Source organism: Enterobacter kobei (assembly GCF_001729765.1).
GTDB classification, from domain to species: Bacteria; Pseudomonadota; Gammaproteobacteria; order Enterobacterales; family Enterobacteriaceae; genus Enterobacter; species Enterobacter kobei.
Genome location: NZ_CP017181.1, coordinates 4,419,221 through 4,438,485 on the forward strand (window position 1 = coordinate 4,419,221; position 19,265 = coordinate 4,438,485).

The window sequence follows — 19,265 nt, forward strand, 5'->3', positions numbered from 1 at the left end:
TTATACGCGACGTTTTTTCGGCGGACGACAACCGTTATGAGGGATCGGAGTCACATCAGTAATATTCGTGATGCGGAAACCAGCGGCGTTCAGAGCGCGAACAGTAGATTCACGACCCGGACCCGGACCTTTAACCATAACTTCCAGATTCTTGATGCCGTATTCTTTTACGGCTTCAGCGCAACGCTCTGCTGCAACCTGAGCTGCGAACGGAGTGGATTTGCGAGAACCACGGAAACCGGAACCACCGGCTGTTGCCCAACCCAAAGCGTTACCCTGACGATCAGTAATAGTAACGATGGTGTTGTTGAAAGAAGCATGGATATGAGCCACGCCGTCAGAGACTTGTTTTCTTACACGTTTACGTGCACGAACTGGTGCCTTTGCCATTATTCAATCACCCCGATTATTTCTTGATCGGTTTGCGCGGACCCTTACGGGTACGTGCGTTGGTCTTAGTACGCTGACCGCGCACTGGCAGACCACGACGATGACGCAAACCGCGATAGCAACCAAGATCCATCAGGCGCTTGATGCTCATGCTGATTTCACGGCGCAGATCACCTTCAACGACAAATTTGGCAACTTCGTCACGCAGCGTGTCGATTTGTTCTTCAGACAGCTCACTGATCTTAACATCTTCAGCGATACCCGCTGCAGCCAGAATGGCTTTAGAACGGGTCTTGCCGACGCCGTAGATCGAAGTTAATGCGATCACAGCATGTTTCTGATCAGGAATGTTAATGCCTGCTATACGGGCCACTATGCACTCCTACTATTTAATATGTACGCACCATGCTGAAAAGCCCGTTTTCAGGATACTCAAATGGAAACGTACAGACATACAAAAGATTGGCTGGCTAATCTAGCCAGCTCAACCCAACTTTGCAAGAAAAATATGCGAAATAATCAGCCTTGGCGCTGTTTATGCTTCGGCTCGGCACTGCAAATCACACGGATGACACCATCACGCTTAACGATTTTGCAGTTACGGCATAATTTCTTGACGGAAGCACGAACTTTCATTTTTACTCTCCGTAACTTCTCAGGCGACCAATTAGCGGCCGTAGCCTTTCAGGTTCGCCTTCTTCAATGCAGACTCATACTGACTGGACATCATCAGAGTTTGCACTTGAGCCATAAAGTCCATAATCACGACAACAACGATAAGCAGTGAGGTCCCACCGAAGTAGAACGGTACTTTCATTGCATCACGCATGAACTCCGGGATCAGGCAGATAAAAGTAATATAAAGCGCACCAACCAAAGTCAGGCGGGTCATTACTTTATCGATATACTTCGCCGTTTGCTCTCCCGGACGAATTCCTGGTACAAATGCACCGGACTTCTTCAGGTTATCTGCTGTTTCACGCGGGTTGAAGACCAACGCCGTGTAGAAGAAACAGAAGAAGATGATCGCAGACGCATAGAGTAACACATAAAGTGGTTGCCCAGGCTGCAAATACAGCGAAATTGTTGTCAGCCAGTTCCAACCAGTACCGCCCCCGAACCATGACGCGATGGTTGCCGGGAACAGAATAATACTGGAAGCGAAGATTGCCGGGATTACCCCCGCCATATTCACTTTCAGCGGTAAATGTGTGCTCTGTGCAGCATAGACACGACGACCTTGCTGACGTTTCGCGTAGTTCACCACAATGCGGCGTTGACCACGTTCAACGAAGACAACAAAGAACGTCACTGCAAATACTAATACTGCAACCAACAGCAACAGGAGGAAGTGCAGGTCGCCTTGACGCGCTTGCTCGATAGTGTGGGCGATGGCTGGCGGAAGACCCGCAACAATACCGGCGAAGATAATGATTGAGATACCGTTACCGATACCACGCTCAGTAATCTGTTCGCCGAGCCACATCAGGAACATCGTCCCTGTGACCAGACTAACAACAGCGGTGAAATAGAATGCAAAGCCTGGGTTTAATACCAGGCCCTGCATACCAGGCATATTCGGCAGACCGGTAGCAATACCGATCGACTGGAATATTGCCAGCACCAGAGTACCGTAACGGGTGTACTGACTAATCTTACGACGTCCAGACTCCCCTTCTTTCTTCAATTCTGCCAGGGCCGGATGAACGACCGTCAGCAGCTGGATAATAATCGATGCCGAAATATACGGCATGATACCCAGAGCGAAGATAGAAGCACGGCTGAGAGCACCACCAGAGAACATGTTGAACATTTCAATGATGGTGCCTCGCTGTTGCTCAAGCAGTTTGGCAAGTACAGCGGCATCGATACCAGGGATCGGAATAAAAGAGCCAATACGGAACACAATCAGCGCGCCGATAACAAACAGCAGTCTGCGTTTCAGCTCGCCAAATCCACCTTTGGCACTTTGAAAATCTAATCCCGGTTGCTTAGCCATCTGCTACTTATTCCTCAATTTTACCGCCAGCAGCTTCGATAGCAGCACGAGCACCTTTAGTAACACGCAGGCCACGAACAGTTACCGGAGTAGAAACTTCACCAGACAGGATCACTTTCGCGAACTCGATCTGAATACCGATAATGTTTGCTGCTTTCAGCGTGTTCAGGTCTACAACGCCGCCTTCAACTTTCGCCAGGTCAGACAGACGGATTTCCGCTGTGATCGCTGCTTTGCGAGAGGTGAAGCCGAACTTCGGCAGACGACGGTACAGTGGCATCTGGCCACCCTCGAAACCGCGACGTACGCCACCGCCAGAACGAGAGTTCTGACCTTTGTGACCACGACCACCGGTTTTGCCGAGGCCAGAACCGATACCACGACCCAGGCGTTTACCCGCCTTTTTAGAGCCTTCGGCCGGAGACAGAGTATTTAAACGCATCTCTTACTCCTCAACTTTAACCATGAAGTAAACCGCGTTGACCATACCACGAACAGCAGGAGTATCCTCGCGCTCAACGGTATGACCAATACGACGCAGACCCAGGCCAAGCAGCGTTGCCTTGTGTTTCGGCAGACGACCGATTGCACTGCGGGTTTGAGTGATTTTAATAGTCTTTGCCATGGTCAATTACCCCAGAATTTCTTCAACGGATTTACCACGCTTGGCAGCGACCATTTCTGGAGAATTCATATTTTCCAGGCCATCAATAGTTGCACGAACCACGTTAATCGGGTTGGTGGAACCATATGCTTTGGCCAGAACGTTATGAACCCCAGCAACTTCCAGAACGGCGCGCATTGCACCACCGGCGATGATACCGGTACCTTCTGAAGCTGGCTGCATGAATACACGAGAACCCGTGTGAACACCTTTAACAGGGTGTTGCAGGGTGCCGTTGTTCAGCGCGACGTTAATCATATTGCGACGGGCTTTTTCCATCGCTTTCTGGATCGCTGCTGGAACTTCACGCGCTTTACCGTAACCAAAACCAACGCGACCGTTACCATCGCCTACTACAGTCAGAGCTGTGAAGGAGAAAATACGACCACCTTTAACGGTTTTAGATACGCGGTTTACCGCGATCAGCTTTTCCTGCAGTTCGCCAGCCTGTTTTTCGATGTGAGCCATCTTACACCTCTACCTTAGAACTGAAGGCCAGCTTCACGGGCAGCATCTGCCAGTGCCTGGACACGACCATGATATTGGAACCCGGAACGGTCAAAGGAAACATTGCTGATGCCTTTTTCCAGAGCGCGTTCAGCAACAGCTTTACCTACAGCTGCAGCGGCGTCTTTGTTACCGGTGTACTTCAATTGTTCTGAGATAGCTTTTTCTACAGTAGAAGCAGCTACCAGAACTTCAGAACCGTTCGGTGCAATTACCTGTGCGTAAATATGACGCGGGGTACGATGTACCACCAGGCGAGTTGCACCCAGCTCTTTGAGCTTGCGGCGTGCGCGGGTCGCACGACGGATACGAGCAGATTTCTTATCCATAGTGTTACCTTACTTCTTCTTAGCCTCTTTGGTACGCACGACTTCGTCGGCGTAACGAACACCCTTGCCTTTGTAAGGCTCAGGACGACGGTAGGCGCGCAGATCTGCTGCAACCTGACCGATCAGCTGTTTATCAGCGCCTTTCAGCACGATTTCAGTTTGAGTCGGACATTCTGCAGTGATACCGGCCGGCAGCGGATGCTCAACAGGGTGTGAGAAGCCCAGAGACAGGCCTACTGCATTCCCTTTGATCGCTGCACGATAACCTACACCAACCAGCTGAAGCTTTTTAGTGAAGCCTTCGGTAACACCAACAACCATTGAGTTCAGCAGGGCACGCGCGGTACCAGCCTGAGCCCATCCATCCACGAAACCATCACGTGGACCGAAGGTCAGAGCGTTATCTGCATGTTTAACTTCAACAGCTTTGTTGAGGGTACGAGTCAGCTCGCCGTTTTTACCTTTGATCGTAATAACCTGACCGTCGATTTTAACATCAACGCCGGCAGGAATGACGACCGGTGCTTTAGCAACACGAGACATTCTTTCCTCCGATTAGGCTACGTAGCAGATAATTTCGCCACCAAGACCAGCCTGGCGCGCTGCACGATCAGTCATAACACCTTTAGAGGTAGAAACAACTGCGATACCAAGACCAGCCATAACTTTTGGCAGCTCATCTTTTTTCTTATAGATGCGCAGGCCTGGGCGGCTGACACGCTGAATGCTTTCTACAACAGCTTTACCCTGGAAATACTTGAGAGTAAGTTCCAGTTCCGGCTTGGTGTCGCCTTCAACTTTAAAATCTTCGATAAAACCTTCTTCCTTCAGCACGTTGGCAATTGCCACTTTCAGCTTGGCGGAAGGCATGGTGACCGCAACTTTGTTCGCGGCCTGACCGTTACGGATACGGGTCAGCATATCCGCGATCGGATCTTGCATGCTCATCTGTCTTTACTCCCGTGATTCAATTGGTAATTACCAGCTAGCCTTTTTCAAGCCTGGCACTTCACCGCGCATGGCGGCTTCACGCAGTTTGATACGGCTCAACCCAAACTTGCCCACATAACCATGTGGACGACCTGTTTGACGACAGCGGTTACGCTGACGAGACGGGCTGGAATCACGCGGCAGAGACTGCAGCTTGAGAACCGCATTCCAACGATCTTCGTCGGAAGCGTTCACATCAGAAATGATCGCTTTCAGTTCAGCGCGTTTAGCGAAGAATTTATCAGCTAAAGCTACGCGCTTTACTTCGCGTGCTTTCATTGATTGCTTAGCCATTCAGTAACCCTACCTTACTTGCGGAACGGGAAGTCAAAGGCAGCCAGCAGAGCACGGCCTTCTTCGTCAGATTTCGCAGTAGTGGTAATGGTAATATCCAAACCACGCACGCGGTCGACTTTATCGTAGTCGATTTCTGGGAAGATGATCTGCTCACGGACACCCATGCTGTAGTTACCACGACCGTCGAAAGACTTAGCGGACAAGCCACGGAAGTCACGGATACGTGGAACAGCAATAGTGATCAGGCGCTCAAAGAACTCCCACATGCGTTCGCCACGCAGAGTTACTTTACAGCCGATCGGATAGCCCTGACGGATTTTGAAGCCTGCAACAGATTTGCGTGCTTTGGTGATCAGCGGTTTTTGACCGGAGATTGCTGTCAGGTCAGCTGCTGCGTTATCCAGCAGTTTCTTGTCAGCGATCGCTTCACCAACACCCATGTTCAGGGTGATCTTCTCGACCCGAGGGACTTGCATGACAGAATTGTAGTTAAACTCAGTCATGAGTTTGTTAACTACTTCGTCTTTGTAGTAATCATGCAGTTTCGCCATCGTACTACTCCAAATTACTTGATAGTTTCGCTGTTAGACTTGAAGAAACGGACTTTTTTGCCGTCTTCGAATCTAAAGCCTACACGGTCAGCCTTGCCGGTAGCCGCATTGAAGATTGCAACGTTAGAAACCTGAATAGCAGCTTCTTTTTCAACGATGCCACCTGGTTGGTTCAGGGCCGGAACCGGCTTCTGATGTTTCTTAACCAGGTTGATACCTTCAACGACGAGTTTGCCGGAAGACAGAACATTTTTTACTTTACCGCGTTTACCTTTATCTTTACCGGTTAACACGATAACTTCGTCATCACGACGGATTTTCGCTGCCATGATTCGCTCCTTAGAGTACTTCTGGTGCCAGAGAGATAATTTTCATGAACTTCTCAGTACGAAGTTCACGAGTTACCGGCCCAAAGATACGCGTGCCGATAGGCTGCTCGCTGTTATTGTTCAAAATAACGCATGCATTACCATCGAAGCGAATGACAGAACCGTCAGGGCGACGAACACCCTTCTTGGTGCGCACCACTACCGCTTTCAGCACATCACCTTTTTTGACCTTACCACGTGGAATTGCTTCTTTGATGGTGATCTTGATGATGTCGCCTACGCCTGCGTAGCGACGGTGCGAGCCACCCAGAACCTTGATACACATTACGCGACGTGCACCGGAGTTGTCGGCGACGTTCAGCATAGTCTGTTCTTGGATCATTTTAGTGCTCCGCTAATGTCAACTACTACCTGAGACTCTAAAATCAGAGCCGTTAAAAAGCCCCATATCGAGGGCGCGGCATTATAACACCGCTTCTGCAATATGGGTAGAAAAAATAAACGGCTCATCGCTGAGCCGTTTATTCGTATTGAGAATGCGTACTGTATTACAGAACCGCTTTCTCTACAACGCGAACCAGCGTCCAGGACTTAGTCTTGGACAGTGGACGGCATTCACGGATTTCAACCTTGTCGCCGATACCACATTCGTTGTTCTCGTCATGTACGTGCAGTTTGGTCGTACGCTTGATGAATTTACCGTAGATCGGGTGTTTCACAATACGTTCGATAGCTACAACAATGGATTTCTCCATTTTGTCGCTAACAACACGACCTTGCAGAGTACGGATTTTATCGGTCATTACGCACCCGCCTTCTGAGTCAGTAAAGTCTTAACGCGTGCAACATTGCGACGCACTTGCTTCAGCAGGTGAGTCTGTTGCAGCTGGCCACTTGCAGCCTGCATACGCAGGTTGAACTGCTCACGCAGCAGGTTCAGCAGCTCAGCGTTCAGCTCTTCAACGCTTTTTTCACGCAGCTCTTTTGCTTTCATTACATCACCGTCTTAGTTACAAAGGTGGTTTTGATAGGCAGTTTCGCTGCTGCCAGGCCGAAGGCTTCACGGGCCAGCTCTTCCGGAACACCGTCCATTTCATAAAGGACTTTGCCCGGTTGGATCAAGGCAACCCAGTACTCCACGTTACCTTTACCTTTACCCATACGAACTTCCAGCGGCTTCTCGGTGATCGGTTTGTCCGGGAATACACGGATCCAGATCTTACCTTGACGCTTAACTGCACGGGTCATTGCACGACGTGCTGCTTCGATCTGACGTGCAGTCAGACGACCACGGCCAACAGCTTTCAGACCGAAAGTGCCGAAGCTAACATCCGTACCCTGCGCCAGACCACGGTTGCGGCCTTTGTGCACTTTACGGAATTTTGTACGCTTTGGTTGTAACATCAGCGACGCTCCTTATTTACGGCCTTTACGCTGCTGCTTTTTAGGTTGAGCAGCCGGTTTTTCCGGTTGTTCAACAGCAGCCATACCACCCAGGATCTCACCTTTGAAGATCCATACCTTAACGCCGATTACACCGTAAGTGGTGTGCGCTTCAGAGGTGTTGTAGTCGATGTCAGCACGCAGAGTGTGCAGCGGTACGCGACCTTCACGGTACCATTCGGTACGTGCGATTTCCGCGCCGCCCAGACGGCCGCTAACTTCAACTTTGATACCCTTAGCGCCCAGACGCATTGCGTTCTGTACAGCACGCTTCATAGCACGACGGAACATAACACGACGTTCCAGCTGAGAAGTGATGCTGTCAGCAACCAATTTAGCGTCCAGTTCAGGCTTACGAACTTCAGCGATATTGATCTGTGCAGGAACGCCAGCGATATCCGCTACGACCTTGCGCAGTTTTTCTACGTCTTCGCCTTTCTTACCGATAACGATGCCAGGACGAGCAGTGTGAATAGTCACACGGATGCTCTTAGCTGGACGCTCGATAACGATACGAGATACAGACGCTTTAGCCAGTTCCTTAGTCAGGTACTGACGTACTTTAAAATCGCTGTCCAGGTTGTCAGCGAATTCTTTGGTGTTCGCAAACCAGGTAGAGTTCCATGGTTTTACAATACCCAGGCGAATACCATTAGGATGTACTTTCTGACCCATTGCTAGTCTCCAGAGTCTCAGCGATCGGACACAACCACAGTAATGTGGCTGGTGCGCTTCAGGATGCGATCTGCACGACCTTTCGCACGCGGCATAATGCGCTTCATGCTTGGGCCTTCATCTACGAAAATTTTCGCGACTTTCAGATCGTCGATGTCAGCGCCATCGTTGTGTTCAGCGTTAGCAATGGCAGATTCCAGTACTTTCTTGACCAATACCGCAGCTTTCTTGTTGGTATAGGTCAGGATGTCCAGGGCCTGCGACACTTTCTTACCGCGAATCAGGTCAGCAACAAGGCGAACCTTCTGTGCAGAAGAACGAGCATGGCGATGTTGAGCTAAAGTTTCCATCTCTTCCTCCTACCTTATTTCTTCTTCGCTTTTTTATCAGCAGCGTGGCCGCGATAAGTACGAGTCGGTGCGAATTCACCCAGTTTGTGACCAACCATTTCGTCGGTAACAAAGACTGGAACGTGCTGACGACCATTATGGACAGCGATGGTCAAACCGATCATGTTAGGAAAGATCGTTGAACGACGGGACCAAGTGCGCAGGGGCTTCTTGTCTCCGCTTTCCACCGCTTTCTCTACCTTCTTCAGCAAGTGCAGGTCAATAAAAGGACCTTTCTTGAGAGAACGTGGCATGGCTTATCCTCTAAAATTATTTGCTACGGCGACGTACGATAAATTTATCAGTACGCTTGTTGCTGCGGGTCTTCTTACCTTTGGTCTGAACGCCCCACGGAGTTACCGGGTGCTTACCAAAGTTACGACCTTCACCACCACCATGTGGGTGGTCGACTGGGTTCATCGCAGTACCGCGAACGGTAGGACGAACACCACGCCAGCGTGCAGCACCTGCTTTACCCAGAACGCGCAGCATATGCTCAGCATTGCCAACTTCGCCCAGAGTAGCGCGGCAGTCTGCTTCGACTTTACGCATTTCACCAGAACGCAGACGCAGGGTGACATAAGCACCGTCGCGCGCAACGATCTGAACGTAAGTACCCGCGGAACGCGCCAGCTGACCGCCTTTACCTGGTTTCATTTCTACGTTATGAACGGTAGAACCAACCGGGATATTGCGCATCGGCAGGGTGTTACCTGCTTTGATTGCAGCATCAACGCCAGACTGAATCTGGTCGCCAGCTTTCAGGCCTTTAGGGGCCAGGATGTAACGGCGTTCGCCATCTTTGTACAGAACCAGCGCGATGTTCGCGGAACGGTTCGGATCGTACTCAAGACGTTCAACAACTGCTGGGATACCGTCTTTGTTGCGTTTGAAGTCAACAATACGATAAGCCTGCTTGTGGCCACCACCGATGTGACGAGTGGTGATACGGCCATTGTTGTTACGACCACCGGATTTGCTGTTTTTTTCCAGCAACGGAGCAAAAGGTTTGCCCTTGTGCAGCTCAGGGTTAACCACTTTAACTACGTGGCGACGACCCGGAGATGTCGGTTTACATTTAACAACTGCCATTGTATTACTCCTCCGACTTACTCAGCGCCGCCAACGAAGTCCAGGTTCTGGCCTTCTTTCAGGGTGACGTAAGCTTTTTTCCAGTCGCTACGACGACCGATACGCTGTCCGTGACGTTTAACTTTCCCTTTAACAACCAGGGTGTTAACGACTTCGACTTCGACTTCAAACAGTTTCTGCACAGCAGCTTTGATCTCTGCTTTGGTCGCGTCTTTAGCAACTTTGAGAACGATGGTGTTTGTTTTTTCCATCGCAGTAGACGCTTTTTCAGAAACGTGCGGTGCGCGAAGCACCTTCAGCAGACGTTCTTCACGAATCATGCCAGCATCTCCTCAACTTGCTTAACAGCATCAGCAGTCATTACGACTTTGTCGAAGGCGATCAGGCTAACCGGGTCGATACCAGTCGCATCGCGTACGTCAACCTTGTGCAGGTTACGTGCGGCCAGGAACAGGTTCTCGTCCAGCTCACCGGTGATGATCAGCACATCTTCCAGAGCCATGTCTTTCAGTTTCTGAGCCAGCAGCTTAGTTTTAGGCGCTTCTACAGAGAACTTCTCGACAACGATCAGACGATCCTGACGTACCAGTTCGGACAGGATGCTTTTCAGCGCGCCGCGGTACATCTTTTTGTTAACTTTTTGACTGTGGTCCTGTGGACGCGCAGCGAAGGTCACGCCACCTGAACGCCAGATCGGGCTCTTGATAGAACCTGAACGCGCACGGCCGGTACCTTTCTGGCGCCATGGCTTTTTGCCAGAACCAGTTACTTCAGCACGAGTCTTCTGAGCACGAGTACCCTGACGAGCACCAGCTGCATAAGCAACAACAACCTGGTGAACCAGCGCTTCGTTGAAATCACGACCGAAGGTAGTTTCGGAAACAGTCAGCGCGCTCTGCGCGTCTTTCAATACTAATTCCATTGCTATCCCCTTACGCCTTCACAGCTGGTTTAACGATCAGGTCGCTACCGGTTGCACCCGGGACCGCACCTTTAACCAGCAGCAGGTTGCGCTCAGCGTCAACACGTACTACGTCCAGGCTCTGAACGGTTACACGTTCGTTACCCAGCTGACCTGCCATTTTCTTGCCTTTGAACACTTTGCCCGGAGTCTGGTTCTGACCGATAGAACCCGGAACGCGGTGAGACAAGGAGTTACCGTGGGTAGCGTCCTGGGTACGGAAGTTCCAGCGCTTAACGGTACCAGCAAAACCTTTACCTTTAGAGGTACCGGTTACGTCAACTTTTTTAACGTCAGCAAACAGCTCAACGCTAATGTCCTGACCTACGGTGAACTCTTCGCCTTCAGCAAGACGGAATTCCCACAGACCACGGCCAGCTTCTACGCCAGCTTTAGCGAAGTGACCCGCTTCTGGTTTGGTTACACGGTTAGCTTTTTTAGCACCAGTGGTAACCTGAATAGCGCGGTAGCCATCGTTAGCCAGATCTTTAACCTGAGTAACGCGGTTTGCTTCAACTTCGATTACGGTTACTGGGATAGAAACGCCATCTTCAGTGAAGATGCGGGTCATACCCACTTTTTTACCGACTAAACCAATCATTGTTTCAACCTCTCAATCGCTCGATGACCTGATTAACCCAGGCTGATCTGCACGTCTACACCGGCAGCCAGATCCAGACGCATCAGAGCATCAACGGTTTTCTCAGTTGGCTCAACGATGTCAACCAGACGCTTGTGAGTGCGGATTTCGTACTGATCACGCGCGTCTTTGTTAACGTGCGGAGAGATCAGAACGGTAAAGCGCTCTTTGCGGGTCGGCAGCGGGATCGGACCACGGACTTGCGCACCAGTGCGCTTAGCAGTCTCGACGATTTCCGCGGTTGATTGATCGATCAGACGATGATCAAACGCTTTAAGGCGGATACGGATTCTTTGGTTCTGCATGAGACCAGAGCTCCAATTATTTTATAAACGAAAATGATTACTCCTCAAACCCATTACGATTGATGGGAGAGTGTAACCGTTCTTACGTAGCTCCCCAATTGGGAGCATTGTTGAGTAACAAAATGCGCTACCCAGGTTCATATCGAACCAGCCGTCAATTACGACAAGCCCGCGTATTATACGTATTTACAGGCTTAATGCAAGTCGACTGTGTCGATAATAACCAACCTTTTGCAAGACACGTACACTACTGGTCAATATCTGCTATCGCCTGCTTAATACGCGCTTCAAGATCGCCCTTTTCCCCGGGAGCAACCGGATGCTCAGCGTCGCTTTCCTCCGACACACTAACATCCGTCTCTTCCACCGGCACCGGCAAGGGACGCTTCTTATAGATATAGTGCTCCTCAGAAAGCCGATAATGCTGAGGCTCTGGTGATGAAGACGCGTGCAGAGCAATCCCGCGGTACAGGTAATACCCGACGACCGCGCAACCCACACTATATAAAAGCCAGGACAATGCGATGCATATCCCCGCCCAAAGCGGGCGCGGCATATCTGGCCGGACAAAGCGTACTTTGGGCTGCAAAGAGGTTTCCGTTTGCTCGCTCATATCGTCCCTCTTTCCTGAATCAACGTTGGACTTTCACCCAGGGCTTGCCATAGCCTGATAAGTGACAACTGTCCCATCACACCATCGACTTTAATCTTATTTTGCGCCTGAAACTGGCGGACCTTCTCAGTTAGCAGCGAACTCCATTCTCCCGTCCCTTCCGCCTCGACATTCAGCACGCGGCTCAGCATCGTATCAAGCCAGACAATGTCATCGGTGCTACTCTTCTTTGTTATGCTTGCGTTGCCGTCGGGCGATGGCTTCCACATTCGCGTCACATTCCCTGTCCAGACATGGCTGAACCATGCCTTATCAAGGATCCATGTTTGATTTCCTGACAGCACGGTAAGCGTGTTCTCTCCTCCCCCGATCACGACGACAGGGAAACTGGCGCTACCTGCTTTCAGGGTGGCGACCCAGGGAAGTCCGTCAGACAACAGTGTTTCAAGCGTTTCGGTGCCGGAAAGGCAGGCCATCCCGCCCCGGTATGCCTGATCGCACCAGGCTTCTCCTTTGTCTACCTCATACCCCCAGACGCTAAACAGTAAACTGAGCGATTCATTGGTAGACATCGTCTCTGCCATCAGTCGCGCATGTGTTGAGACAGGTCTTGAGAATTCTACAGGAAGCAACGTTGTGAGCGGTGGCAGCCAGCGGGAAAGAGGCCTGGCGAAGTATACGCCTCCTCCACCACATAACACCGTTAACACCAACAGCAGCAACCAGGTTACGCCCTGACGGCCAGGTGCGGGCAGGTAACGCAACGCCTCACGCTGAAGAGAAGCGTCAATAATAGAGGCGGCATGTTCCTCCCCCTCCATCTTATTACGACGAATAACCCCTCCCAGTCGCGCAGCAAGATGAAGATTGCCATCGCAACGTCTCATGCATCGTCTGATAAATTGTTCCGGAAGAGTGTTGGTTGTCTCAGGGCCAATGCCTGCATGAGAGGAGATCACCTTGCGGTAATCTTTACTGTCCGGCGCGGGTATCTCAAACCATACCGGCTGTAATACCCGTAACTCGCGCTGCTGACGACGGTTGAATATCCCTGTAAGTAGCAATCGGGCTTGCGGCATCATGGTCATAAACGCCAGAATCGTTGAAACAAGCCCCCTGGAGATTCGGTGTCCATCTTCCAGGACAAACAGCGGCATACTGCCGTGTATCACGGTCCCCGCGCTGTACAGTTCCTCCCAGAGCTTCTCAACAGGGAATATTTTTCCCGCCAGACTGTTATCCGTCTGCGAATCCGCAATAATCACCCACTCCCACAGGTAACCTTTTCGGTTCAAAGGGCTGATGGTGAGCGCGCGATAAGGCCACGCGCTAATCACCCCTTGCGCAAGCACACTTTTTCCTGCCCCTTTACCGCCCTGCAATATTAGCCATTGTTCCTGAATTAACGTGGAAAACATGCTGTCCCGAATCAGACAATGCCGCGTAGTATAAAAAGTATTTAGCTCATCCATGAATAGCCGCATTACCTCGAAAATTATTCCATTCCTAAAACAGGGATATATATTGCATATGACTTGCTGCGTGCCAGTGACTGATTATATTATGACGGACTTAAACAAGAAACACGTTCACTCTTAGTCATTCTTAAAAGTGATTTCATGGCAACCATCTCTCCCTTAGTGAAAAATGCGTTATCGTATCGCACCCTGAGCCTTATGATTATATTGACTAGCGCTATGGGTGTCTTTATCTTCATTTACTCAGCATATATACAGTGGGGTAATAACAAAGCGTCGCTGATTAATGAGGATATCATCACGCCATTGAATAATTTTAATGAAAAATATAAATGGAATTTATCATCGTCAGTCAATAATCGCATTGACGCGCCCCCATTAGTGAGTGGCAACGTAGATACTCTGTCCCATATCCATTTAAGCGGTATTATTCATAGTTCGGATAAATTATCGTCCCGGGCCATTCTGCAGGAAGGGGGGGAACAGAATGTCTATTCTATTGATGATGTGCTTAAATCATCCAACAGCACGCGCATCATTGATATCACTAAGAACCAGGTGTTTTTCTCCTCAGGCGGAAACACCGCGCAGCTTACGCTGCTTACCGAACTGACGCCACCTGCCGCAACGCCAGAAAAAGTGAACGAGCAGCCGGCACCAACAGATGTCACATTGTCAGATTTTATTGAAGCGATTCCTGTCGTTGATAAAAATGTCTTGCGAGGATTGCGCCTTTTACCTCGCGGTAATACAGAATTATTTTCACGGACAGCCATTGCACCTGGTGACATTGCTATTCAGCTTAACAATATGTCTTTAACGCAACAGGTGAATATACCCCAGGCGCAGGAGGCACTTAGACATCTGCAGACGGCTCAGATTACCCTCTTGCGAAATGCATCACCAAAACTAATTAATGTTGCTGTTCAACAATTCCAGGACGGTCAGGATAAATAAATGGATGGAACCTCCGCAAGCCAGCGACTGAAAGCGCTTTCGCTGTTTTTTTTGCTCATCGCTACCGCTAAGCCCGGATATTCAGCTGATTACACGGCGAATTTTAACGGTGCGGACATTCAAACGTTTGTCAACATCGTGGGACAAAACATGGGGAAAACGATTCTGATTGATCCCGATGTTAAAGCATCCATTTCCGTCAGAAGCGTAGATACCTTTAATAAAGAGGAATACTATCAATTTTTCCTGAGCGTGCTCGACCTTTATGGCTTTTCACTTATCACTCTTGATAATGGCCTGCTGAAAGTCGTGCGTTCAGAAACCGTGAAAAATCTTCCAGGAAAGCTTACCAGTAACACGCAGCCCGGCAAGGGTGATGAACTGGTGACACGTATTGTTTCTCTGGAAAATGTTCCAGCGCGATCGCTGTCTCCTCTGCTTCGTCAAATGCTCGATGGCGGTAATGTCGGTAACGTCTCGCATTATGAGCCCTCTAATGCGCTGGTCATTACCGGCAAAGCATCAACCGTCAATCGCATGCTGGAAGTCATTAAACGTGTCGATGTCATGGGTGACGAGCAAGAGCAAATTATCCCGCTGAAATATGCTTCCGCTGTCGATCTTGCCGATGTCCTTAACACGCTGTCGCGTGAGAACGCAAAAGAGGCACAACCTGCGACACTCCAAACGCACATCGTTGCCGATAAAAGAAGCAATGCGCTGATTATCAGAGGCTCAGAACGCGCCCGCGCAAGAATTACTGAGTTGGTAAAACGTCTTGATACCCAGGAGCAAGGGCAAGGAAACACGCGGGTATGGTACCTGAAATATGCCAAAGCGGATAAGCTTGTTGACGTTTTAACCGGTGTCACGCAAAAACTGAAAGATGGCAAAAGTGGCACAACCAATACGGCAACCAGCAGCAGCCGCGATATCTCTATTACTGCAGATGAACAAACCAACTCACTGGTTGTGACCGCCGATCAGGGTATTCTCCAGCAACTCGATGAGGTTATCGCTAAGCTGGATATTCGTCGTGCACAGGTTCTGGTGGAAGCGATTATCGTTGAAGTGCAGGACGGTAAAGGTCTGAACCTGGGTGTACAGTGGGCTGAGAAAAACGTTGGTGGACAACAGTTTACCAAAACTGGCCTGCCAATCTTTAACGCGGCACAGGGCGTGGGTGAATTCAAAGCAAACGGAGGGATCACCAGCGATAACCCAGCTTACAACCTCTTCAGTAATTATAACGGCCTTGCGGCAGGTTTTTTCAACGGCGACTGGGGGGTGCTCCTCACAGCACTCAATACCGACAACAAAAACGACATCCTGTCTACGCCCAGCATCGTTACGCTTGATAATAAAGAAGCAGCCTTCAACGTCGGGCAGGATGTGCCCGTACTTTCCGGTTCCCAGACGACCTCCGGCGATAATATTTACAATACCGTCGAGCGTAAGACGGTGGGGACCAAGTTAAAAGTCACCCCGCAGATTAACGAGGGTGATTCTGTTCTGATGGAGATCGAGCAAGAGGTTTCCAGCGTCGACACATCGACAAGCTCTTCCTCGCTCGGCCCAACCTTCAACACCCGAACAATACAGAATGCCGTCCTGGTGAAAAGTGGCGAAACCGTTGTGCTTGGCGGTTTGATGGATGACGCCAGTAAGCAAGAAGTTTCAAAAGTTCCCCTACTGGGCGATATCCCTTTGGTGGGACAGCTTTTCCGCTACACATCCAATGAGAAAAGCAAACGTAACCTGATGGTCTTTATCCGCCCGACCATTATCAGAGACGATGAGGTCTATCGTTCACTCTCACGTGAGAAATACACCAATTTCAAAGATCTGCAAAAAGAGAGACGAGAAAAGCAAAGTGAAACACTGATTAACGTCGACAACATCAAAGAGCTTGAAGATCGGGCTTTTAATAATGCACCGGCAACACCGGACGCCAAAAATCCGTTCAGGGAAGGTCGAACGGAATGAGTCAGCACGCATGGAAAAAAGCGCAGCGCTATGGCATTGCCTTACAAGGAGAGACTCTCTTCTACTCGACAGATGCCACACTTGAGCATCTGCTCGAGTTCGCATCCGTTGCGCCAGAGTGCACCTGTTTTACCCGGCTCCCCCCGCAGCAGTTTGCCGAAAAGCTGGAACTTATTTACCAACAGAACAGCGGGTCAGCCCAGTTAATTGCCGAAGATATTAATAATTCCGACGATCTCAATACTCTCTCTGAAGAGATCCCAACGAATGAAGATCTGCTGAACGAGCAGTCGGACGCGCCGGTTATCAGGCTTATTAATGCCGTGCTCAGCGAAGCAATTAAAGAACACGCCTCAGATATTCATATTGAAGTGTTTGAAAAAGCGATGAGTATCCGCTTCCGGGTTGATGGCATCTTGCGCCCGGTGGTTCAGCCGAATAAAAAACTGGCGGCCTTACTCATCTCACGTATCAAAATCATGGCCAAACTGGATATTGCCGAAAAAAGGCTGCCGCAGGATGGACGCATTACCTTAAAAATTGGTCAGCGAAATGTGGATGTCCGTGTGTCGACGCTCCCGTCGCAGCATGGCGAACGTGTTGTTCTGCGTCTGTTGGATAAAAGTAGTCTGCGCTTATCCATCGATAAACTGGATATGTCAGCGGCAGACACACACAGTCTGAAGAATCTGCTTGCCCTTCCCCACGGTATTATTCTGGTCACGGGGCCAACGGGCTCCGGGAAAAGCACCACGCTCTACGCCATTCTCTCCGCGCTAAATAGCCCAGAACGCAATGTGCTTACGGTAGAGGACCCAATTGAATACGAACTGGAAGGTATCGGACAAACCCAGGTTAATAGCCGCGTAGATATGTCATTTTCCCGCGGACTACGCGCTATTTTACGTCAGGATCCTGATGTCGTCATGGTAGGAGAAATTCGCGATAACGAAACCGCTCAAATTGCGGTTCAGGCTTCTTTGACCGGGCATCTGGTGCTTTCCACTCTCCACACCAATAGCGCGTGCGGTGCCGTAACGCGATTACGGGATATGGGCGTTGAGCCGTTCCTTCTCTCTTCCTCGCTCGTTGGGGTGATTGCCCAACGTCTGGTCAGACGGCTATGCCCTCACTGTAAAACGGCTCACGCCGTGCGGCCTCAGGAGCAACAGCTCCTGCAAGCCCATGGGATTAATGCATCTCATCTCTGGCAAGCAAAGGGTTGCACCGCTTGCAGACAAAGCGGCTATCAGGGGCGCATGGCTATCCATGAACTGCTGCTCGCCACACCAGAACTGCGTGACGCTATTCACAATGAGCGCCATGAAAGGCAGTTGGAAGAGATCCAGCGTCGTCATCACCTCAGCCTGCTGGCAAACGGTCTTCGCGTAGCGGCAGAAGGGATGACCTCACTTGAAGAAATTCTGCGGGTGACCTCTGAAGGTCAGACTCCAGCGGATGGGCGCCAATGAAATTTCACTGGACGGCGACGGACGCGCGGGGAAACCGCCATACGGGGCTGAGTGAGGCCGCGAGTGAAAGAGATATGGTCGCGCAGTTGCGTAGCCAGGGGTTATTACCGCAAACGCTAAAACGGCAGCGGCCCAGGGTCACCCTCAGGGCTTTTTCGACACGAATCAGCCACAGCGAATTAACGCTTTTTACGCGTCAGCTGGCGACGCTGATCGCCGCGGCGTTGCCGCTGGATGAAGCGCTCGCCGTTGTTCAGCAGCAAAAAGAAAATAAAAAACTGGCCGACGTCATCACTTCTCTGCATCTCGCCGTTCTGGAGGGAAAGCCCCTCTCTGTGGCCATGCAAGCCCACCCTCGTCTGTTTGATACGGTCTTTTGCACCCTGGTAAAAGCGGGAGAGACGGTCGGCCAGCTGGGCGCCGTTCTTGAAAGGCTGGCCGAATATAATGAAGCACGTCAGCAAATGCGCAGCAAACTCACACAGGCGTTGATTTACCCTGCCCTGCTCACCACGGTCGCCATTCTGGTCGTTATCATTTTGCTTACCACGGTGGTACCGAAGGTCGCCGCGCAGTTCACTCATCTTAAGCATGAGCTACCGCTTTCCACCCGAACGTTACTGGCTATTAGTCACTTTCTGTCGACATACGGTCCCTGGATCGCACTGACGCTGATCTGTGGTGGAACGCTATTCTCTTTCTGGCTGAAGCGCGGGAAAAACCGGGATCATTTTCATCGCTGGCTCATCGCGTTTCGCATTACCTCCCCGCTGGTCTGCGCGATCAATAGCGCCCGTTATCTGCGCGCCCTGAGTATTCTCAATCGCAGCGGTATTCCACTCCTGGAAGGGATGTCGCTCTCAGCAGAAGGTGTGGGCAACCGTGAAATTGGACAGCGGCTCAGCGACGCAGCAGAAAGTGTGCGCCAGGGAAATAGCATCAGCCAGTCCCTGAAGCAGACGCAAATATTTCCCCCCATGATGATTTACATGATTGCTTCCGGGGAAAAAAGCGGCCAGCTCGGGGAACTCATGCAGCGTGCAACAAATAACCAGGAGGTGCAGCTGCAAAATCGCATTTCGCTGACCCTGGCGATTTTTGAACCGGCGCTGATTGTTGTCATGGCAGCGATCGTTTTGTTTATCGTTGTCTCGATCATGCAGCCCATATTACAACTCAACTCATTGATCAATTAAGG

Annotated in this window: 31 protein-coding genes; 4 read left to right on the top strand and 27 right to left on the bottom strand. The window is 50.4% G+C overall.

Translation table 11 applies throughout. From position 1 onward, the window contains the following. The 27 genes from rpsK to BFV64_RS21555 form a co-directional block, all read right to left on the bottom strand. The gene (gene rpsK, locus BFV64_RS21425) at nt 1–390 is read right to left on the bottom strand and encodes a 30S ribosomal protein S11 (RefSeq protein ID WP_003863312.1); all 390 of its coding nucleotides are present in this window, start codon (nt 388–390) and stop codon (nt 1–3) included. A gap of 16 nt (nt 391–406) precedes the next feature. After that, the gene (rpsM, locus tag BFV64_RS21430; RefSeq protein WP_003863308.1) at nt 407–763 is read right to left on the bottom strand and encodes a 30S ribosomal protein S13; all 357 of its coding nucleotides are present in this window, start codon (nt 761–763) and stop codon (nt 407–409) included. A gap of 146 nt (nt 764–909) precedes the next feature. Next, the gene (gene rpmJ / locus BFV64_RS21435; protein ID WP_000868187.1) at nt 910–1,026 is read right to left on the bottom strand and encodes a 50S ribosomal protein L36; all 117 of its coding nucleotides are present in this window, start codon (nt 1,024–1,026) and stop codon (nt 910–912) included. Between the two features lie 31 nt (nt 1,027–1,057). Beyond that, nucleotides 1,058–2,389, bottom strand: coding sequence for a preprotein translocase subunit SecY (gene secY, locus BFV64_RS21440; protein WP_003863305.1), 1,332 nt, complete (start codon nt 2,387–2,389; stop codon nt 1,058–1,060). Nucleotides 2,390–2,396: 7 nt separating this feature from the next. Beyond that, nucleotides 2,397–2,831: a 50S ribosomal protein L15 gene (gene rplO, locus BFV64_RS21445; RefSeq protein WP_014885468.1), complete on the bottom strand. Its 435-nt coding sequence runs from the start codon at nt 2,829–2,831 to the stop codon at nt 2,397–2,399. A 3-nt stretch (nt 2,832–2,834) separates the two neighbouring features. Beyond that, nucleotides 2,835–3,014: a 50S ribosomal protein L30 gene (gene rpmD / locus BFV64_RS21450; RefSeq protein WP_003863301.1), complete on the bottom strand. Its 180-nt coding sequence runs from the start codon at nt 3,012–3,014 to the stop codon at nt 2,835–2,837. 6 nt (nt 3,015–3,020) lie between these two features. Further along, nucleotides 3,021–3,521, bottom strand: a complete 501-nt coding sequence (rpsE, locus tag BFV64_RS21455) for a 30S ribosomal protein S5 (RefSeq protein WP_003863299.1) — start codon at nt 3,519–3,521, stop codon at nt 3,021–3,023. 14 nt (nt 3,522–3,535) lie between these two features. Further along, nucleotides 3,536–3,889, bottom strand: coding sequence for a 50S ribosomal protein L18 (gene rplR, locus BFV64_RS21460; protein ID WP_003863297.1), 354 nt, complete (start codon nt 3,887–3,889; stop codon nt 3,536–3,538). 9 nt (nt 3,890–3,898) lie between these two features. Next, on the bottom strand, nt 3,899–4,432 hold the full coding sequence (gene rplF, locus BFV64_RS21465) for a 50S ribosomal protein L6 (protein ID WP_003863296.1): 534 nt from the start codon (nt 4,430–4,432) through the stop codon (nt 3,899–3,901). A 12-nt stretch (nt 4,433–4,444) separates the two neighbouring features. Beyond that, complete coding sequence (gene rpsH / locus BFV64_RS21470) at nt 4,445–4,837, bottom strand: 30S ribosomal protein S8 (protein ID WP_006178918.1); 393 nt, start codon at nt 4,835–4,837, stop codon at nt 4,445–4,447. Nucleotides 4,838–4,867: 30 nt separating this feature from the next. Beyond that, nucleotides 4,868–5,173 (bottom strand): 30S ribosomal protein S14, encoded by a 306-nt coding sequence (gene rpsN, locus BFV64_RS21475; RefSeq protein WP_003863291.1) that lies wholly within the window; start codon nt 5,171–5,173, stop codon nt 4,868–4,870. Nucleotides 5,174–5,187: 14 nt separating this feature from the next. Continuing rightward, nucleotides 5,188–5,727 (bottom strand): 50S ribosomal protein L5, encoded by a 540-nt coding sequence (gene rplE / locus BFV64_RS21480; RefSeq protein ID WP_001096206.1) that lies wholly within the window; start codon nt 5,725–5,727, stop codon nt 5,188–5,190. A gap of 14 nt (nt 5,728–5,741) precedes the next feature. Beyond that, entirely contained in the window at nt 5,742–6,056 is a 315-nt protein-coding gene (gene rplX, locus BFV64_RS21485; RefSeq protein WP_003863287.1) for a 50S ribosomal protein L24, read from the bottom strand. Nucleotides 6,057–6,066: 10 nt separating this feature from the next. After that, nucleotides 6,067–6,438 carry a 50S ribosomal protein L14 gene (gene rplN, locus BFV64_RS21490; RefSeq protein WP_002919748.1) on the bottom strand — a complete coding sequence of 124 codons (372 nt, stop codon included), beginning with the start codon at nt 6,436–6,438 and terminating at the stop codon, nt 6,067–6,069. Between the two features lie 166 nt (nt 6,439–6,604). Next, nucleotides 6,605–6,859, bottom strand: coding sequence for a 30S ribosomal protein S17 (rpsQ, locus tag BFV64_RS21495; protein ID WP_008503489.1), 255 nt, complete (start codon nt 6,857–6,859; stop codon nt 6,605–6,607). Continuing rightward, nucleotides 6,859–7,050, bottom strand: coding sequence for a 50S ribosomal protein L29 (rpmC, locus tag BFV64_RS21500; RefSeq protein WP_003863282.1), 192 nt, complete (start codon nt 7,048–7,050; stop codon nt 6,859–6,861). Before rpmC ends, rpsQ begins: the two co-directional genes overlap by 1 nt. Continuing rightward, on the bottom strand, nt 7,050–7,460 hold the full coding sequence (gene rplP / locus BFV64_RS21505; RefSeq protein WP_002919759.1) for a 50S ribosomal protein L16: 411 nt from the start codon (nt 7,458–7,460) through the stop codon (nt 7,050–7,052). The genes rpmC and rplP overlap by 1 nt, the downstream gene beginning before the upstream one ends. A gap of 12 nt (nt 7,461–7,472) precedes the next feature. Further along, the gene (gene rpsC, locus BFV64_RS21510; protein WP_000529945.1) at nt 7,473–8,174 is read right to left on the bottom strand and encodes a 30S ribosomal protein S3; all 702 of its coding nucleotides are present in this window, start codon (nt 8,172–8,174) and stop codon (nt 7,473–7,475) included. 17 nt (nt 8,175–8,191) lie between these two features. Further along, nucleotides 8,192–8,524 (bottom strand): 50S ribosomal protein L22, encoded by a 333-nt coding sequence (rplV, locus tag BFV64_RS21515; RefSeq protein ID WP_002919773.1) that lies wholly within the window; start codon nt 8,522–8,524, stop codon nt 8,192–8,194. Nucleotides 8,525–8,538: 14 nt separating this feature from the next. Then, a complete protein-coding gene (gene rpsS, locus BFV64_RS21520; RefSeq protein ID WP_001138117.1) occupies nt 8,539–8,817 on the bottom strand; it encodes a 30S ribosomal protein S19 in 279 nt (92 codons plus the stop codon). Between the two features lie 16 nt (nt 8,818–8,833). Beyond that, nucleotides 8,834–9,655 carry a 50S ribosomal protein L2 gene (gene rplB / locus BFV64_RS21525; RefSeq protein ID WP_000301859.1) on the bottom strand — a complete coding sequence of 274 codons (822 nt, stop codon included), beginning with the start codon at nt 9,653–9,655 and terminating at the stop codon, nt 8,834–8,836. A 17-nt stretch (nt 9,656–9,672) separates the two neighbouring features. Further along, the gene (gene rplW, locus BFV64_RS21530) at nt 9,673–9,975 is read right to left on the bottom strand and encodes a 50S ribosomal protein L23 (protein ID WP_000617546.1); all 303 of its coding nucleotides are present in this window, start codon (nt 9,973–9,975) and stop codon (nt 9,673–9,675) included. After that, the gene (gene rplD / locus BFV64_RS21535; RefSeq protein WP_000424395.1) at nt 9,972–10,577 is read right to left on the bottom strand and encodes a 50S ribosomal protein L4; all 606 of its coding nucleotides are present in this window, start codon (nt 10,575–10,577) and stop codon (nt 9,972–9,974) included. Before rplD ends, rplW begins: the two co-directional genes overlap by 4 nt. A gap of 10 nt (nt 10,578–10,587) precedes the next feature. Beyond that, a complete protein-coding gene (rplC, locus tag BFV64_RS21540; protein ID WP_003863274.1) occupies nt 10,588–11,217 on the bottom strand; it encodes a 50S ribosomal protein L3 in 630 nt (209 codons plus the stop codon). A 32-nt stretch (nt 11,218–11,249) separates the two neighbouring features. Further along, nucleotides 11,250–11,561, bottom strand: a complete 312-nt coding sequence (rpsJ, locus tag BFV64_RS21545; protein WP_001181005.1) for a 30S ribosomal protein S10 — start codon at nt 11,559–11,561, stop codon at nt 11,250–11,252. Between the two features lie 247 nt (nt 11,562–11,808). After that, nucleotides 11,809–12,174, bottom strand: a complete 366-nt coding sequence (locus tag BFV64_RS21550; RefSeq protein WP_069602418.1) for a type II secretion system protein GspB, cryptic system variant — start codon at nt 12,172–12,174, stop codon at nt 11,809–11,811. Next, a complete protein-coding gene (locus BFV64_RS21555; RefSeq protein ID WP_157843297.1) occupies nt 12,171–13,592 on the bottom strand; it encodes a peptidoglycan-binding domain-containing protein in 1,422 nt (473 codons plus the stop codon). Before BFV64_RS21555 ends, BFV64_RS21550 begins: the two co-directional genes overlap by 4 nt. Nucleotides 13,593–13,793: 201 nt before the next feature. Here BFV64_RS21555 and gspC point away from each other — a divergent pair, with 201 nt between their 5' ends. From gspC to gspF, 4 genes are read left to right on the top strand one after another with little or no spacing between them, the layout of a single operon-like run. Then, complete coding sequence (gene gspC / locus BFV64_RS21560; RefSeq protein WP_080335840.1) at nt 13,794–14,609, top strand: type II secretion system protein GspC; 816 nt, start codon at nt 13,794–13,796, stop codon at nt 14,607–14,609. Then, nucleotides 14,610–16,595 carry a type II secretion system secretin GspD gene (gspD, locus tag BFV64_RS21565; protein ID WP_072251823.1) on the top strand — a complete coding sequence of 662 codons (1,986 nt, stop codon included), beginning with the start codon at nt 14,610–14,612 and terminating at the stop codon, nt 16,593–16,595. Further along, on the top strand, nt 16,592–18,067 hold the full coding sequence (gene gspE, locus BFV64_RS21570; protein WP_023331444.1) for a type II secretion system ATPase GspE: 1,476 nt from the start codon (nt 16,592–16,594) through the stop codon (nt 18,065–18,067). Before gspD ends, gspE begins: the two co-directional genes overlap by 4 nt. Next, the gene (gene gspF, locus BFV64_RS21575) at nt 18,064–19,263 is read left to right on the top strand and encodes a type II secretion system inner membrane protein GspF (protein ID WP_045135132.1); all 1,200 of its coding nucleotides are present in this window, start codon (nt 18,064–18,066) and stop codon (nt 19,261–19,263) included. The genes gspE and gspF overlap by 4 nt, the downstream gene beginning before the upstream one ends. The last annotated feature ends 2 nt before the right edge of the window (nt 19,264–19,265 follow it).

Excerpts from the sequence above, each read along its gene's own strand:
- rplN (WP_002919748.1), bottom strand. The coding sequence starts at position 6,438 with ATGATCCAAGAACAGACTATGCTGAACGTCGCCGACAACTCCGGTGCA.
- rplX (WP_003863287.1), bottom strand. The coding sequence starts at position 6,056 with ATGGCAGCGAAAATCCGTCGTGATGACGAAGTTATCGTGTTAACCGGT.
- rplO (WP_014885468.1), bottom strand. The coding sequence starts at position 2,831 with ATGCGTTTAAATACTCTGTCTCCGGCCGAAGGCTCTAAAAAGGCGGGT.
- gspE (WP_023331444.1), top strand. The coding sequence starts at position 16,592 with ATGAGTCAGCACGCATGGAAAAAAGCGCAGCGCTATGGCATTGCCTTA.
- rpmD (WP_003863301.1), bottom strand. The coding sequence starts at position 3,014 with ATGGCAAAGACTATTAAAATCACTCAAACCCGCAGTGCAATCGGTCGT.
- gspD (WP_072251823.1), top strand. The coding sequence starts at position 14,610 with ATGGATGGAACCTCCGCAAGCCAGCGACTGAAAGCGCTTTCGCTGTTT.
- rplP (WP_002919759.1), bottom strand. The coding sequence starts at position 7,460 with ATGTTACAACCAAAGCGTACAAAATTCCGTAAAGTGCACAAAGGCCGC.
- secY (WP_003863305.1), bottom strand. The coding sequence starts at position 2,389 with ATGGCTAAGCAACCGGGATTAGATTTTCAAAGTGCCAAAGGTGGATTT.
- rplR (WP_003863297.1), bottom strand. The coding sequence starts at position 3,889 with ATGGATAAGAAATCTGCTCGTATCCGTCGTGCGACCCGCGCACGCCGC.
- rpsN (WP_003863291.1), bottom strand. The coding sequence starts at position 5,173 with ATGGCTAAGCAATCAATGAAAGCACGCGAAGTAAAGCGCGTAGCTTTA.
- rpmC (WP_003863282.1), bottom strand. The coding sequence starts at position 7,050 with ATGAAAGCAAAAGAGCTGCGTGAAAAAAGCGTTGAAGAGCTGAACGCT.
- rpsK (WP_003863312.1), bottom strand. The coding sequence starts at position 390 with ATGGCAAAGGCACCAGTTCGTGCACGTAAACGTGTAAGAAAACAAGTC.
- gspC (WP_080335840.1), top strand. The coding sequence starts at position 13,794 with ATGGCAACCATCTCTCCCTTAGTGAAAAATGCGTTATCGTATCGCACC.
- rplE (WP_001096206.1), bottom strand. The coding sequence starts at position 5,727 with ATGGCGAAACTGCATGATTACTACAAAGACGAAGTAGTTAACAAACTC.
- rplW (WP_000617546.1), bottom strand. The coding sequence starts at position 9,975 with ATGATTCGTGAAGAACGTCTGCTGAAGGTGCTTCGCGCACCGCACGTT.
- rpsH (WP_006178918.1), bottom strand. The coding sequence starts at position 4,837 with ATGAGCATGCAAGATCCGATCGCGGATATGCTGACCCGTATCCGTAAC.
- rplF (WP_003863296.1), bottom strand. The coding sequence starts at position 4,432 with ATGTCTCGTGTTGCTAAAGCACCGGTCGTCATTCCTGCCGGCGTTGAT.
- rplV (WP_002919773.1), bottom strand. The coding sequence starts at position 8,524 with ATGGAAACTTTAGCTCAACATCGCCATGCTCGTTCTTCTGCACAGAAG.
- rpsE (WP_003863299.1), bottom strand. The coding sequence starts at position 3,521 with ATGGCTCACATCGAAAAACAGGCTGGCGAACTGCAGGAAAAGCTGATC.
- rpsJ (WP_001181005.1), bottom strand. The coding sequence starts at position 11,561 with ATGCAGAACCAAAGAATCCGTATCCGCCTTAAAGCGTTTGATCATCGT.
- rpsS (WP_001138117.1), bottom strand. The coding sequence starts at position 8,817 with ATGCCACGTTCTCTCAAGAAAGGTCCTTTTATTGACCTGCACTTGCTG.
- rpsQ (WP_008503489.1), bottom strand. The coding sequence starts at position 6,859 with ATGACCGATAAAATCCGTACTCTGCAAGGTCGTGTTGTTAGCGACAAA.
- BFV64_RS21555 (WP_157843297.1), bottom strand. The coding sequence starts at position 13,592 with ATGTTTTCCACGTTAATTCAGGAACAATGGCTAATATTGCAGGGCGGT.
- rplD (WP_000424395.1), bottom strand. The coding sequence starts at position 10,577 with ATGGAATTAGTATTGAAAGACGCGCAGAGCGCGCTGACTGTTTCCGAA.
- rpsC (WP_000529945.1), bottom strand. The coding sequence starts at position 8,174 with ATGGGTCAGAAAGTACATCCTAATGGTATTCGCCTGGGTATTGTAAAA.
- rplB (WP_000301859.1), bottom strand. The coding sequence starts at position 9,655 with ATGGCAGTTGTTAAATGTAAACCGACATCTCCGGGTCGTCGCCACGTA.
- BFV64_RS21550 (WP_069602418.1), bottom strand. The coding sequence starts at position 12,174 with ATGAGCGAGCAAACGGAAACCTCTTTGCAGCCCAAAGTACGCTTTGTC.
- rplC (WP_003863274.1), bottom strand. The coding sequence starts at position 11,217 with ATGATTGGTTTAGTCGGTAAAAAAGTGGGTATGACCCGCATCTTCACT.
- gspF (WP_045135132.1), top strand. The coding sequence starts at position 18,064 with ATGAAATTTCACTGGACGGCGACGGACGCGCGGGGAAACCGCCATACG.
- rpmJ (WP_000868187.1), bottom strand. The coding sequence starts at position 1,026 with ATGAAAGTTCGTGCTTCCGTCAAGAAATTATGCCGTAACTGCAAAATC.